This window comes from Enterobacter sp. ECC-175 (assembly GCF_043968675.1).
GTDB lineage: Bacteria > Pseudomonadota > Gammaproteobacteria > Enterobacterales > Enterobacteriaceae > Enterobacter.
Genome location: NZ_CP143776.1, coordinates 825,038 through 839,204, shown reverse-complemented (window position 1 = coordinate 839,204; position 14,167 = coordinate 825,038). Strand labels below are relative to the sequence as shown.

Below are 14,167 nucleotides of genomic sequence, written 5' to 3'. Positions count from 1 at the left end.
TTCCTGGTTAAAAAAGAGTGTCTCGCGACGTGAGCACTCTAAAAGATGACGATGAAAACACGTCGATTAGACCGCGTGTTCTGCAAAACGTCACGGCTCGAAGTGAAATATACCCAAAAAAAATCTTGTCGAATTATGACAGGTATGAGCGGTTATTATGCGCAGGAGCCCACATTCCGACAAGGGAATGCGGGCAATTGACGAGATATCAGGAGGATAATTCGGTTTTTTGGCTCTCAGGCGTGCGATTATTCAGCGTATCGTCGAGTTTTTTGTGGTCCAACTCTTTGACCCACTTCGCCACGACGACCGTCGCCACGCCGTTACCTACCAGGTTGGTAAGCGCACGCGCTTCGGACATAAAGCGGTCAATACCGAGAATCAACGCCAGTCCCGCTACCGGCAGGTGGCCGACCGCAGAGATGGTTGCCGCCAGCACGATAAACCCGCTTCCGGTAACGCCTGCTGCCCCTTTAGACGAAAGCAGGAGCACCACCAGCAGGGTGATCTGGTGGAAGATATCCATATGGCTGTTGGTCGCCTGAGCGATAAACACCGCCGCCATCGTCAGGTATATCGAGGTGCCGTCGAGGTTGAACGAGTAGCCCGTCGGGATCACCAGCCCCACCACCGACTTGCGGCAGCCCAGCTTCTCCATCTTATCGAGCATGCGCGGCAGCGCAGATTCAGATGACGACGTCCCCAGAACAATCAGCAGCTCTTCGCGGATGTAGCGGATGAACTTGAAGATGTTGAAGCCCGCGGCGCGCGCGATGGACCCCAGCACGACCACGACGAAGAGAATACAGGTGATGTAGAAGCAGATAATCAGCTGCCCCAGCTGCACCAGCGTACCCACGCCGTATTTACCGATGGTAAACGCCATTGCGCCGAATGCGCCAATCGGGGCCAGACGCATGATCATGTTGATGATGCCGAAGATGACCTGCGAGAAGCTTTCGATAACGTTAAAGATGATTTGGCCTTTGCTGCCCAGACGGTGCAGGGCAAAGCCAAACAGCACCGCAAACAGCAGCACCTGCAGGATGTTGCCGCTGGCGAACGCGCCGATAACGCTGCTTGGGATAACGTCCAGCAGGAAGGCCACAACGCCCTGATCTTTTGCCTGCTCGGCGTAGATCGCCACCGCTTTTGCATCCAGCGTCGCCGGGTCAACGTTCATTCCCGCGCCAGGCTGCACCACGTTAACAATAATCAGGCCGATAATCAGGGCGATGGTGCTGACCACCTCGAAATAGAGAAGCGCCACCGCGCCGGTACGCCCCACCGCCTTCATGCTTTCCATGCCCGCGATGCCGGTCACCACCGTACAGAAAATTACCGGCGCGATGATCATTTTGATGAGCTTAACGAACGCGTCGCCAAGCGGTTTCATTTGTGCGCCCAGTTCAGGGTAGTAGTGGCCAAGCAAAATACCGATTGCGATGGCCGTCAGGACCTGAAAGTAAAGGCTTTTGAAGAGTGAGGTTTTCATAGGGTGTCCTTGGGAAGAAAAACCACAGGCTTTATAAGGTTATGGTTAACCTGCGGCTCTAAAATAACACCCACATAACAGGACAGAAATAAACTTGGTTCAAATTTGAAACACAAATGTTAAGAAGTTTGAGCTGGCTCGCACAAGCCAGCAACAAAATTACACTGTTGCGCGATGGCTGTCGGCAGAAAGGTAGCGCTGTTCGAAGATCTCCGGCGGAACGGCGCGGGCAAACAGGAAGCCCTGGCCGCTCTCCACGCCCGCTTCGGCCAGCCACTGGCGCTGGGCGTCCGTTTCGATGCCCTCAGCAATCAGGTGCAGCTTGAGGCTGTGCGCCATCTGGATAATGGCCTGCACCATGCTGCTGTCGTCCGGCAGTCCGTCAACGAAGGTTTTATCGATTTTCAGAACGTCAACCGGCAGCGTTTTCATGTGCTGAAGCTGACGTAATCCGGCGTAGCCCATCCCAAAATCATCCAGCGCGATGCGAATACCCGCGTTGCGCAGCGGTTTGAGGATGGCGACGGCCTCGTTCGGGTCGTCAATCCGACGGCTTTCCGTCACTTCCAGAATCAGCGTATCGGGCTGGATGCGGTAGCGATGGATCAGCTCAAGCACCTCCGGCACCATGTTCGGGTGCAGCAGCTGCAGCGCGGAGAGGTTTACCGACAGCGGAAGCGCAACGCCCCGCTCCTGCCACGCGGCAAGCTGGCGGCAGGCTTCTTCAAGCACCCAGTACCCCACGGTCACCATCAGGCCGCAGGACTCTATGCGTTCGATCAGCCCCTCCGGGAGCTCCCACGTGCCGTCCGGCTGCTGAACGCGCAGCAGCGCTTCGGCACTTTTCACCTCGCCGGTTTGCAAATTCACCTGCGGCTGCAGCCAAAGCGCAAACCGGCGGTTGTCCAGCGCGGTCAAAATGTCGCTCTCTTCGGTAAGACGCTGCTGCGCCTTTTCCATCTGTTCGGGGTCGAAGAACTGGATCTGATTTTTACCTTTACGCCGCGCGGTGAGGGCCGCCGAGAAGGCGCGCCGATAGAGCTGCTCTGCCGTCAGGTCACCATAAAACATCGCAATTCCGATGCTGGCGCTCGGGCGCAGCTGAATGCCCTGCACGGGCAAGCGCTCATTGATGACAGTGAGCACTTGCTGACCTAGCGTCACCGCGTGCCAGGGCTCTTTCACGCCGTGGGCGATAATCACGAAGTCATATCCGCTAACCTGGGTCAGCACCATGCGCGGTGCCAGAACCGATTTCAGCTTTTCCACCAGCGTAAGAAGCAGGATCTCGCGCTGGTTTTCCTGCAGCACGCCCGCGGTGTCCTGCAGCGTTTCGCAGGCCACGGCCAGCAGCGCGGTCGTCTGCTGGCGGGCGACGGTCTGCTCCAGCAGCGCCATTAAAAACGTTTTGTTGGGCAGCTCGGACACCGGGAAACGGGTCGCGCTGCTGTTCAGCTCGTCCTGCTGGCGCTGGATACGCTGCTGGTTGAGGTTATAGCTGCGTATCAGCATGCCGATTTCATCGTCATGATGCAGGCGCGGCAGGGCAAGCTGATGTCCAACCTGATCCTGCGCGGAGAGCGTGTTTAGCTCCCGGGCAATGCGGCGCAGCGGGTGAACAACCAGACGATTAATACACCACGTCAGCCCTACGCTGAGGATCAGGGTTAAAAGTAAGCAAGTAGTCACTAACGTTGTAACCCAGCTCATCACGAACTTATACATGCGGTATGAATCGGCCTGCATCACCAGATAGGCCAACGGCTGGGGGTTTGAGGGACGCTCAAGAGAATAAATCGGCAGGGAGATCTGCACCGGCAGCTCAAACATCCGCATTATCATCATCGGAACCGGCCGCTCGGGGATAAAGCTCATTCTCAACGCCTGAAACTGGTTAGGCAGCACCACATCGGCACGGCTCACGATGCCGGCGGGCTGGATGCGCTTTAGGATGGTTTCTGCTTCGGGGATATCCCCCTTCAGAATCGAGGCCGAGAGAGGCTCCCGCACCGAGCGGGCAATACTTTCCAGTTGCGAAGCCGTGTTATAGCGATTCTGCTGGACGGAATGAAACAGCAAAATTACGCAGAAGAGGGATACAAACAGCATGGTGACGGCAGAGACCATCGCCATCTGTTTGATAGTTAAAGAACGGCTGACACGCAAAATGACTCTCCACAAAGCTCGAAGCGCAAGGCGCACCAGGGGGTAAACCTGGTGCGACTGAGTATACCCGATTGCCGTACGTTAAAGAGAGACTTACAAATCGATTAAGGTAAATCTGATTACCAGTCCGCGTACGGTATGAGCGGCTCTGGCGGTAAATCCATATCGCCCTGCCAGCCCGCGGCAGAATAACGGACATACAGCAGCGCGTGGCTTGGGGTGTAGTCTTTGGCTTGCTGGATATCAACGCCCGCCCCGACAAACCAGTTCGACGTCACGCGGCGTTCGATAATCGCCCGAGCGGTATAGCCGGTCCCGGACGAGCTGCTGCCGGTTTCCATCGCGCCTCTGTCGGTATAGCGGCCCGGCTCATCGGTGGGGATCAGCCCCTGAACAGGGTAGCGCATTACATCTTTCGTTTTGGAATGCGACCAGGAGGCCGAGCCGCCCAGCTCCCAGGACCAGTTTTCGGTACGCTTACGCCAGGTCACCGGCAGCGCAAAGGAGACGTACTCCTGCGGGCTGTAATATCCGCCCTGGCCGAGCGTATAGGCGCTCAGATCTTTGTCGTAATGCCACAGCATATTCGAGACGCCGACCGTCAGGCGTTCGTTGTTTTTGTTGATCACTTTATAGTAGTAACCGGTCATCCAGCGCACGCGCCAGTTATCTTCCACATTTTTCCCGGTCAGACTGTCCGCGTTAAGGCTTGACCAAATACCGTTCGCTTCGCCCTTGTCGTAGCTTACGCTCACGCCGCCGCCCGTCGCGCGGACGCCGCCCCAGGTCGTACCCGTGTTAGTGTCTTTCTGTCCGGCAAACGCCAGCAGGGAGCTGGAAATGGGACGACGATGCGCGTTCACGGTGTATCCAACGGGGCCGAGATCGCCGCTATAGCTAACGCCGCCCACGACGTCCACCACGTCAAAGCCCATCGGCGTGGTGCCGATGTCCCACGACCAGGTTTTATTCTGCCAGCCCACCGCCACGCTGGCGCCGTTGGCCGTCTGGCTGGTGTTGCCGCTACACGGCGTTTCCGCACAGGTACCCCATTTCGGATCGTAGGTCCCGTTAGTGGTCGCAAAAGAACCGGCGTCCATGTTCACCAGGTCGCTGCGGAAAAACATGCGGCCATCGGACATCGGCGCGTCCACCTGCAGCATCGTGGTGTGCGCCTTCAGGTCTGAATAACCGCCAGTACCGCTGGAGCCCCAGAAGTCGTGCTGCAGCGTCACGTTAAGGTCCTGCTGACGGTATAAATCCCCGGCATCGCTGCGCACGCCGCGCTTCAGCCAGTCGTCTTTTTCGTCGTTGCGCGTCAGGCGGGTAAAGCTGTCGTTATCCGCCGGGCGCGTCGTCGTAATGCCGGACGACACCATCGCGTCTTTATACGTCTCAAGCGCCTGCTGCGGCTGGCCGTTTTGCGTCAGGAAGCGGGCCGCGTCGCGCAGCACCAGCGCGTTCTCCATGGACGGCGGCTGCGATTTTGCCTGAGGGATCAGCTTGCTGAAGAGGGTTTCTGCGGCAGCGGAATCGCCGAGACCCGCCTGCGCCATCGCGATGCGGCGCTGCATGTTAAGCGATACGGGCTCTCCGCCTTCTGCGGCAGGCAGCTTCGCCAGCTCGGCGCGCGCCGCGTCTTTGTTGCCCTGAGCAATGTAGACTTCAGTCAGCCCCAACAGCGCGTCTTCGTTTTGCGGCTCGCGCTGCAGCACGGTGCTATAGGCGGTTTTCGCCGCGTTGTGATCGCCACGCTGTTCCGCCCAGTCGGCCAGGGTTAAATCAATGCGGGTGGACGTCGGCTGCTGGCGAAGCAGGCTTTCGGCCTCCTGCTCTTTACCGCTGTCGCGCAGGCGGTTCGCCGTCTCCAGCACCTGGTTGCTTTGCAGGCGGTCCGCCAGCTCCTGAATATTGCCATTCCACTGGCCGCGCGGGAGCGTATCCAGATGCGCCAGCGCGGCACGGTCCCGATCGCTGCCGGAAAGGTAGAGCCCGTAGGCATAAACCTGCTCCGGATCGGCCGGTTTTTGGCTGGCGAGCTGGCGCATAAGATTATCGGCCTGCCCAGGCTGGCCCGCGCTGTAGAGATCGCGCGACAGACGATAGGTTATCCACACGTCGCCGGGCGAAAGCGCCAGACGTCGACGCTGGATTTCTGCCGCCTGGGCGTATTTCCCCTGGTTTTCCAGCTGCTCCGCCTGCGCCGCCAGCTGCTCGTTGGTCAGGCTGCGTTCAATATCATCAATGCTGCGACGCTGGCTGGCCGAAAGCGACTGAATGAACTGCGAAGCTTTTTCCGGCGACTGGGCGCGATAAACGTTAGCCAGCCCGCGCACGGCGTTGCTGTTGCCGCTGTCCATGCGCAGCGCCTGACGGTAGTAACGCTCCGCCGCCTCGTTATCCTTGCGCGCCGCCGCCGCATCTCCCAGGCCTAATACGGCGTAGCTGTCGGTGTTATCAACGCTGCGCGCCTGCTGGTAGTAGCGCTCCGCCTGCGCGGTGTTGTTGGCTTTTAGCGCGGCGTCACCCTGCTGGATCAGCAGCCAGTAGCGGTTGACCTTGAGCAGGCTGTCCCATTTGCCCCGGTTGTCACTCTGAGGATCGAGGGCAATGGCCTTCTCAAACTGGGCTACCGCGCGGGCGCGATCGCCTTTCTGGGAATAGGCTTGCCCCAGCGCGCCCACGGCCTCGCTGTCGGCATGATTTGCACTGACCGCTTTTTGCAGTTCCGCCACCGCTTTACCCGCCTGCCCGGCATCAACCGCGGCCAAGCCCTCCGCTTTCGCGCGGAACGTCGGATCGGCAAGCTGCTTTTGCTGTTCCGCAAGCTGCGCGCGCGCGGCGGTGACGTTATCGCCGTCGCTAAAAACGCTGAGATATTTTTGCAGCGCGTTCACGCTGGCGCTGCTGGCCGGCAAGTCTTTAACCTGCTGATACCACATGTCGGACGCCTGGCTGCGGCCGTTGTTAGACCTGGCCATCTCCTGGAGCACCGCAAACCCTTCGTCGCGTCGACCGGCCTGGAACAGCAGCTGGGCCAGCGTCGCCTGCAGCTGCGCGTTTCCTGGGCTGCTGGCGTTGATTTTTTTCATCTGGTCAATGGCCGAATTACGGCGCGCGGGCGCTTTGGCCACCGCGCTCCAGTATTCCGTTGCCAGATCGCCGCTCGGCGGGTTTCCGGAGAACAGTTTGTCGTAAGCGGCAATCGCTTCCTGGGTATGCCCGGTGGTGGCGAGCAGTCGGGCCTGCTGTAGCGCCTGACGACCGTCGGGCGTGGAGAGCAGCATCGTAGTGCGCGACGACTGATACGCGCTGGAGTTCGGCGCAATGCCCTTCAGGCGATCGAGTTCTTTCTGCGCGCCCGAGCTATCGCCCTGTCGTAGCAGATAGCGTAAACGTGCGGCAATGACGTCCGGATTGTTTGGGTCGATCAGTTCAAGCCGATAGAGAGACTGGCGCACCAGATCTTCGCGCTGCGTCGACTCGCCCAGACGAACCTGCTCCAGCAGCTGTTTCTGCTGCGGAGAATTGGCCGCGTGGGCCATCGGCATTAGGGCCAGGCCGAGCGATAAACTGAGTAGACTTACTGTGAACTTGCGCATTCCTGGCCCCAATCCGGTATTAATTCACCCTTAGTGGTGAAGCGAAAACGATGCTGATCCCAGCCTTGCCCAAAGAGCGTCAGTACATAGCTGAAGTAGGCATTTTTATCGGGAAAATGATCGGTGACGCGCTGACGCTGTACCGCCTGCGCGTCTCTGTCTTGTAAAAAAGGAAGCAGCGAGGCGGAAAAACCGACCGGGCCGTTGCCCGTCGTTTTTCCAGTCGCCACGTCAACGACTTCCGGCGGCAAGCCGTTACGATCGGTCAGCGCCGCCATCGGCTTGAAGCGCGCCAGAAGCCGCGCTTTTTGCGGATCTTTTTCATTCATCATGCCGACCCAGAGATAGACACGAATTGCGTCATAGCTGCCCACCAGCGACGCATCCTGCTTCAGCTGCCAGCCTTTACCTTTCACGTAGCGCACCCAGTTCGGAGAGAACCCCTTCGGTGCGGTTTCCAGCAGCAGGCGCAGGTTGGTTTCACGCAGCGTGCTCCATGGCGCGCCGTAGCGGGTGAAATAGTTGGCTAGCTGCGGCGGGAGATAGCTGGGGTTGAAGCGCCACGCATTCTCTTCGGCGAACCCCACCCTGCCCGGCAGCAGCATCGATCCCAGCCCGGGCACTTTCACCACCTCTTCACTCGCGATGCGGCTCAGCAGGGCTTTACCCACGCGGGTATAGTCCGGGTTTTTCCACAGGCGCCCGGCTTCCAGCAGCGACCAGGCGATCCAGATGTCGGCATCAGATGCGGAGTTAGTGTCGATCACCGCCCAGCTCTGTTTATCCTTCTGTCCCCAAAGCCAGGCGGGGAGATGTTGCGCTAAATCGCCCTCGGCAAGGTTATCGCGCGTCCACGCCAAAACCTCATCAAACGCTTTGCGATCGTTGGCGACAAGGGCAAAGAACAGCGCGTAGCTTTGCCCTTCAGACGTGGTGATTTTGCGCGAGTCGCTTGGGTCAATAACCCGCCCGTCCTGGCTGATGTAGTCCTGTTTAAATTGATCCCATGCAGGCCAGGTGCAGGCGGCGCGGAGATTCCCCGCCGCCAGCATCAACGCCGCCAATACGCACCAGCGAAAAACGTTCATCACGGCTTACTCACGATTCGGATTGAGGCGACGACGGCTGATAATGCGCAGCAGGCGCCACAGCACCCATGCCAGCAGAACCACGCTTATCGCGGCCAGCACGGCCAGCAGCACCGGATGGTTAGACAGCGCGTACCACAGACGCTCAAACCACGGCAGATGGCCCACGTAGTAGATATCGCCCACGCGCAGGCTGTTAACGCCGGACTCGCGGATCACGGAGACGGAGCCGAACATCGCCGCGCGCTTACCGCTGTCATTCATCGCATTGTTGAGCAGCTCATAGCCACGCGGGCTGTCTGCCAGCAGCGCAACTACGCTGCGCTGGTCGTTATACGGCGACTGGAAGCCCACAATCGCGGCCATCGGCGCTTTCGACGTTACGGTCGTTTGCGCGCTGGCCTGGCGGTCGTTTTTGTCCGGCATAATGCTCGGGAACTCGGTCTGGCGCAGCGGCGTGTTAACCCAGGACTGGGCGGCCTGCACCAGCAGATCGATTCGCTTGTCATCCTTCAGCGCGTCCGGGATCGTGCCGATCACCATCAGATCCGCGTCTTTGTTCTGGATCTGGCTGCCGTCATCGGTCAACGTCACGTTGATCGCCGGTAAACCTGTCTGCGCACCCACGATGCCCATCGTATCCAGCAGTGTTGTCAGCTGAGATTCGTTAGGCGTTTTTGGCATGACGACGATGGACTGGGACAGATCGGCCATGCGGCTGAACGGGAAGCTTGCGTTGGCAAACGCCCGCAGATCCGGCATGGCGATGAAGTGATAATACTTCGAGAAGTCAATGGTTGAATCATCGCCAATGACCACGCGGTTCTGCACAGGCTGGAAGGTGATGCAGTTATCAATTGAGCCGCCAGGCATCGGGTTCATGTACTGGAAGTCAAAGCGCAGCTGGTTAATCGCCCCCAGCTTTAGCGCCGGAATAGAGACATCGGTTTTACCGTCCAGCAGCCCTTGCAGCACAGGCAGGCGCAGCATGAGCCTGTTGGTTTCCTGATTGCTGGCCAGGCTGAACGATTGCAGGAACTGGTTGTTCAGGCTGATATCCATGCGCGAGCTGTCTTTGGTGACCGGCGCGGTGTAGCGATAGTTCAGATTGATGTCGATCCCGTTGGTGCGCAGCAGATAGAGATCCGGCGGCAGATTAAGCGACAGGCTGACCGGCGCAGGCTCAAGCCCCGTCGACTGGAGCTGTTCTTCATAGGTTTTCAGCTCGCCAAAGGTGATCGCGCGGTCGGTACGCACCCAGTTTGGCGCGTCGTAAGGCTTGCGCGCCAGCAGCGGCTTAACGTCATCAACCACGACGCTGTTGCCGCGGAAAAGTACGTTGCCCTGGGCAATGCCTTTGGCCGCCTGAACGAGATCTTTATCATCACGCCCGAAGACCACCAGCAGCTTCACGTACGGGTTATCCGGGTGGCTCATCATTTCCACGGTCGGCGCGGTCACGTTCGGATGGTCGCGCAGGAAGGCCGGGCGTTTGTCGTTGGTGGCGAACACGATGGCGTTACGATCGGGCAGCTTATCAAACAGCACCGGGAAGGTTTGCCCGCGCCAGGCGGCGCGAGAACCAAACCACGAGGTCACGATTGTCGCCGCCAGCTGCTGGGTGATATCCGGTGAACCGGCAAATACCACCGGCAGGTTCAGCTGACGGTTGTCGCGCGGGTCAAAAAACGGCACCGGGAATGCGGAGAGATCGTTTTTCAACGCCAGCGACTGGTACGTCATCTGTAACGACGAGTTGCGCCCCACGTCCATCCACAGCGTGGTGCTGGCCGGGTTTTCGCAAACGTCGCGGTAGTGGCCAACAAATTCAAGGCGAACGCGGTTGAAGTCGGTGATGAACAACGGATTGATCGGCACCTGCGCCAGCGTTTTTTTACCCAGCTGCTCCTTAGTGACCGGCAGCACGTCCATCAGCTCGTCGTTCAGGTAGACCTTGAGCTGGGACTGCACGGGCAGCAACGATGGAGAAGGCGTGTATTCCAGGTTCAGAACGGCCTGCGAGACGACTTCGTCACTGCGCATGCCAAACTCGACGCCGCCGTTAGGGTTGACGCCGCGAAGCACCATGCTTCCCGGAGGCGGCGCAATCTGCGCGAAGGTGAGCTTCACGTCACGCGATGGCGCATTTTCGACGGCAACCGGCGCATTGGCGCCCTGCACGCCGGGCATCACCTGCCCGACAATCTGCGTTCCGTTCTGCTCGGCGGGCAGCGTGTTGCCCTCTACCGGCTGGTTGGGCACAACGTTCTCCGTTTGACCGGACGCTGCCGTGATGACCGGATCGGTCGCTTGTGCGACCACAGGTACCGTTGGCGCAGGCGTCGCGGCTGCATTATCAGGCGCGGCGTTCGCCATTGTTGCGGGAAGCGCACTCATCCCCATTGCCACTGCACATAACCAGGAAAGTTTTGTTTTCATCGCGTTATCATCATTGTTGAGCCATAACCGGGTCCGCCTGCTTCACCGCTTCCCGCTCGGGCCGACGAGGAATAAACGACACGACCCAGGAAACCAGCGAAGTAAGAGACCGGAAAATTAATTTCACCGACGACGGGGCAAATTCTGCAAGGTGACGATAGCCACGGAACCCCAGCTTCAGAATATCCAGCAGGCTTTCCAGAGGTTTATCTTCCGGGAAGCTGTCCTGCCAAAGCGCCCACGTATCCGCACGGGCGAACGTACACTGCACGAAATCGATGTGTTGCTTTTTGGTCAGCGGCATCAGCTGCAGACCCACTTCATTGCCCAGCACGCGCACGACCTGCGTCGGGAAAACATATTCCTGCTGACCGCGCTTGAGCAGTAGATTCACTTTCTGCCCTTCAAGCACCTTCCCCTGACCGTTGATTTTGATCCCCAGGCCGCCGTCGGAGAAGTCGTGAACGGTGCAGGAGAAGAGATGACCATCTTCTCGGGCAATCGCCGCTGGCATGCAGATTTCAACGCGATGCGCGCGGCGAACCTGCTTGCTTTCTACCGACACAGCCACCGCGCCGCCGAGGATAATCAGGTTGTAGAAGACCCACGCCATACTGACGAACACGGTCAGGACCTCGTTTTCCGGGCCATAGAAGTAGCGCCAGATGCCGACGATCACCCCCACGATATTGAGCAGCACGAGGAAGATATACGGGCGGGAAATCACCCAGTCGACGTATTCTTCCTCCACCAGCCCGCCTTTCGCGGTGACGTTAAACTTGCCTTTGTGCGGGTTGATCAGCGCGACCATCGTTGGCGGGGCGATATACCAGGCCAGCACGGTTTCGTAAATTTCACTCCAGAACGAATGGCGATATTTGCCCTGAATCTTCGAGTTCGTCAGGCTGGCGTGGATCATGTGCGGCAGCACGAACAGGGCGATCATCAGCGCGGGCGCGTAGATGATGTAAGCGTGAAGAAGCAGGAACGCCAGCGGCGCGGTCAGGAAGATTAACCGTGGAATGCCGGACAAGAAGTGGAACATGGCGTTGACGTAGCACAGGCGCTGCGCCAGCTTCAGCCCTTTGCCCATCAGCGGGTTATCCAGGCGGAAGATTTGCACCATGCCGCGCGCCCAGCGAATGCGCTGGCCAATGTGCGCGGAGAGTGATTCCGTTGCCAGGCCCGCCGCCTGCGGAATACGCATATAGGCGGAGGTATAGCCAAGACGGTGCAAGCGCAGCGAGGTGTGGGCATCTTCGGTCACGGTTTCAACGGCGATACCGCCAATTTCATCCAGCGGTTTGCGGCGAATCACCGCGCAGGAGCCGCAGAAGAACGTGGCGTCCCACATGTCGTTTCCGTCCTGCACCAGGCCATAGAACAGCGTGCCTTCGTTTGGCGTTTTGCGAAAACGCCCCAGGTTACGCTCGAACGGGTCCGGCGAGAAGAAGTGGTGCGGCGTCTGCATCATCGCCAGCTCTTTCTCTTTCAGGAACCAGCCCATCGTCATCTGCAGGAATGAGCGCGTTGGCACGTGGTCACAGTCGAAAATGGAGACAAACTCGCCGGTGGCATATTTCAGCGCGTTGTTGATGTTACCGGCCTTCGCGTGCTCATGCGTGGTGCGGGCAATGTACTCAACCCCCACATCCTGCGCAAACTGGCGGAACTCCGCGCGGCCACCGTCGTCAAGGATCCAGATTTTGAGCTTATCTTTTGGCCAGTCGATGCCGAGCGCCGCGTAAATCGTATTTTTCACGACGCTCAGATCTTCGTTATAGGTTGGCACGAAGAGATCGACTGAAGGCCACTGGGCGGTATCTTTTGGCAACGGCACGGGCTGACGATTCAGCGGCCAGATAACCTGGAAATAGCCCAGTACCAGCACAATCCACGCGTAAGTTTCCGCAAACAGCAGGACCAGACCGCACACCAGGCTGACCGGATCGTTCCAGTTCAGCGTCGAGGTGTAGCGCCACCAGATGTAGCGACAGGAGACGGTGAGCGACAGCACAATCAGCATCAGCGCGGAGAAGCGCCCCGGAATACGCCGCACCAGCAGCGCGACGCCCCACAGCAGGATCAGGAAGGTGAACTGCGCCAGCGGGTTGAAGGGCTGCGTAACGCAGACCAGCGCCAGGATAAGCGAGAACACCACAATCACGCCGAGAATAAAACGCCGCAAGCCCGGGTGCAGGTGCCCGAGCTCTTTGTGATCGTCCAGATGGCTGGTCCTGTCGCCCACGCGTTCGGGCAGGCTGTCCAGCCACTGATGGTAGCGTTCACGTAGGTTTTGCAGGCGGTCAACGCTGCGCCAGCGCGGTTTCTTCTCTTCGGTTCGCGGCGAGGTTGCCGCCAGCCAGACGGCCTGAATAAAGTAGCGCGCGGGATCTAACGGCCTCGGCCTGTCCGGATTGATGTGCGGGTAAAGCTCGCTATGCCGTGCCCGAATGCGCTGCCAGCGAGGGTGTTCGAGCGGAATGAACGTCCAGGCCAAAATCATCCAGAAACAGCCGAGCGCGGCCCCGACTGCCGATGCGCCGTGTCGACGATAGTGCCGATAGCGCTCGCTTAAGCGCGCGCTGACTGGAGGAATAAGCAGCCAGGTAGACAAGCGGCTCATACCGCGCTCCCGGCAGACTCCCGGTACCCTGCGTAATGCAGAAGACACCAGTTCGCCAGCGTCAGGATCTCCTCTGCCGCGAGGGAATCGCTACGGTATTCGCCAACAGGCTGTTTAGAAGCGAGACATTCCGCCATCGCCTCATCACGATGGATAACGATTGGCAGCAGGCGACGCTGGCTTTGCAGCCAGACCTGGTAGAGATCGTCCTGAATTTGGCTGCCGATACGTAAATCATTAATCAGAATTTGGGCGTTGTCGGGCAACGCCTGCTGGTGAAGGCGGATATGGCAGTTCGCATCCACGTTCACAATAGAGAGCACACGATCGCATTGCGCCATGAGCTGACGCGTCAGCGATGCCGCGCCGTGCGGCAAATCCAGCAAAATCCATTTGTAGTGGCCCTGCGCCTTCAGGCTTTGCAGCGCGGTCACAAACTGGGAAAACAGGCGCTGATACGCCGCTTCATTTCCACGTTCCGTTTCAGTCAGCTGACCGAAAGGCAGTAAATCGAGCTGAGAGGTGTAGCGCATACCCGCATCACGCCAGTCTTTGTCATCAAGCAGCGCGCGCGCCCAGCCCTCTGTGCGGGTAAAATCGACGTTAAAAGACATACGCAACAAATTATCGGAGCTGGCATCAATAACCAGCACCGATTCACCTAATAGCTGTAATGACCACGCCAGCGCCGCAGTAACGGATGTGGTTCCCACTCCGCCACGCACGCCCTGTAATCCAAGTATGGCCATCA

At 58.9% G+C, this 14,167-nt stretch carries 7 protein-coding genes; all 7 read right to left on the bottom strand.

Annotated elements, in window-relative coordinates:
* Positions 1–208 precede the first annotated feature (208 nt).
* Complete coding sequence (locus V1599_RS03995; protein ID WP_112012083.1) at positions 209–1,495, bottom strand: dicarboxylate/amino acid:cation symporter; 1,287 nt, start codon at positions 1,493–1,495, stop codon at positions 209–211.
* A 159-nt stretch (positions 1,496–1,654) separates the two neighbouring features.
* The gene (gene hmsP, locus V1599_RS03990; RefSeq protein WP_220092930.1) at positions 1,655–3,661 is read right to left on the bottom strand and encodes a biofilm formation regulator HmsP; all 2,007 of its coding nucleotides are present in this window, start codon (positions 3,659–3,661) and stop codon (positions 1,655–1,657) included.
* A 119-nt stretch (positions 3,662–3,780) separates the two neighbouring features.
* Positions 3,781–7,263 carry a cellulose synthase complex outer membrane protein BcsC gene (gene bcsC / locus V1599_RS03985; RefSeq protein WP_112012081.1) on the bottom strand — a complete coding sequence of 1,161 codons (3,483 nt, stop codon included), beginning with the start codon at positions 7,261–7,263 and terminating at the stop codon, positions 3,781–3,783.
* Positions 7,245–8,351: a cellulose synthase complex periplasmic endoglucanase BcsZ gene (bcsZ, locus tag V1599_RS03980; protein ID WP_112012080.1), complete on the bottom strand. Its 1,107-nt coding sequence runs from the start codon at positions 8,349–8,351 to the stop codon at positions 7,245–7,247. The genes bcsC and bcsZ overlap by 19 nt, the downstream gene beginning before the upstream one ends.
* 6 nt (positions 8,352–8,357) lie before the next feature.
* Positions 8,358–10,790, bottom strand: coding sequence for a cellulose biosynthesis cyclic di-GMP-binding regulatory protein BcsB (bcsB, locus tag V1599_RS03975; protein ID WP_112012079.1), 2,433 nt, complete (start codon positions 10,788–10,790; stop codon positions 8,358–8,360).
* A gap of 10 nt (positions 10,791–10,800) precedes the next feature.
* Positions 10,801–13,416, bottom strand: a complete 2,616-nt coding sequence (gene bcsA / locus V1599_RS03970) for a UDP-forming cellulose synthase catalytic subunit (protein ID WP_112012078.1) — start codon at positions 13,414–13,416, stop codon at positions 10,801–10,803.
* The gene (gene bcsQ / locus V1599_RS03965; RefSeq protein ID WP_112012077.1) at positions 13,413–14,165 is read right to left on the bottom strand and encodes a cellulose biosynthesis protein BcsQ; all 753 of its coding nucleotides are present in this window, start codon (positions 14,163–14,165) and stop codon (positions 13,413–13,415) included. The genes bcsA and bcsQ overlap by 4 nt, the downstream gene beginning before the upstream one ends.
* Positions 14,166–14,167: the final 2 nt, after the last annotated feature.

Excerpts from the sequence above, each read along its gene's own strand:
- V1599_RS03995 (WP_112012083.1), bottom strand. The coding sequence starts at position 1,495 with ATGAAAACCTCACTCTTCAAAAGCCTTTACTTTCAGGTCCTGACGGCC.
- bcsZ (WP_112012080.1), bottom strand. The coding sequence starts at position 8,351 with ATGAACGTTTTTCGCTGGTGCGTATTGGCGGCGTTGATGCTGGCGGCG.
- bcsQ (WP_112012077.1), bottom strand. The coding sequence starts at position 14,165 with ATGGCCATACTTGGATTACAGGGCGTGCGTGGCGGAGTGGGAACCACA.
- bcsA (WP_112012078.1), bottom strand. The coding sequence starts at position 13,416 with ATGAGCCGCTTGTCTACCTGGCTGCTTATTCCTCCAGTCAGCGCGCGC.
- bcsC (WP_112012081.1), bottom strand. The coding sequence starts at position 7,263 with ATGCGCAAGTTCACAGTAAGTCTACTCAGTTTATCGCTCGGCCTGGCC.
- bcsB (WP_112012079.1), bottom strand. The coding sequence starts at position 10,790 with ATGAAAACAAAACTTTCCTGGTTATGTGCAGTGGCAATGGGGATGAGT.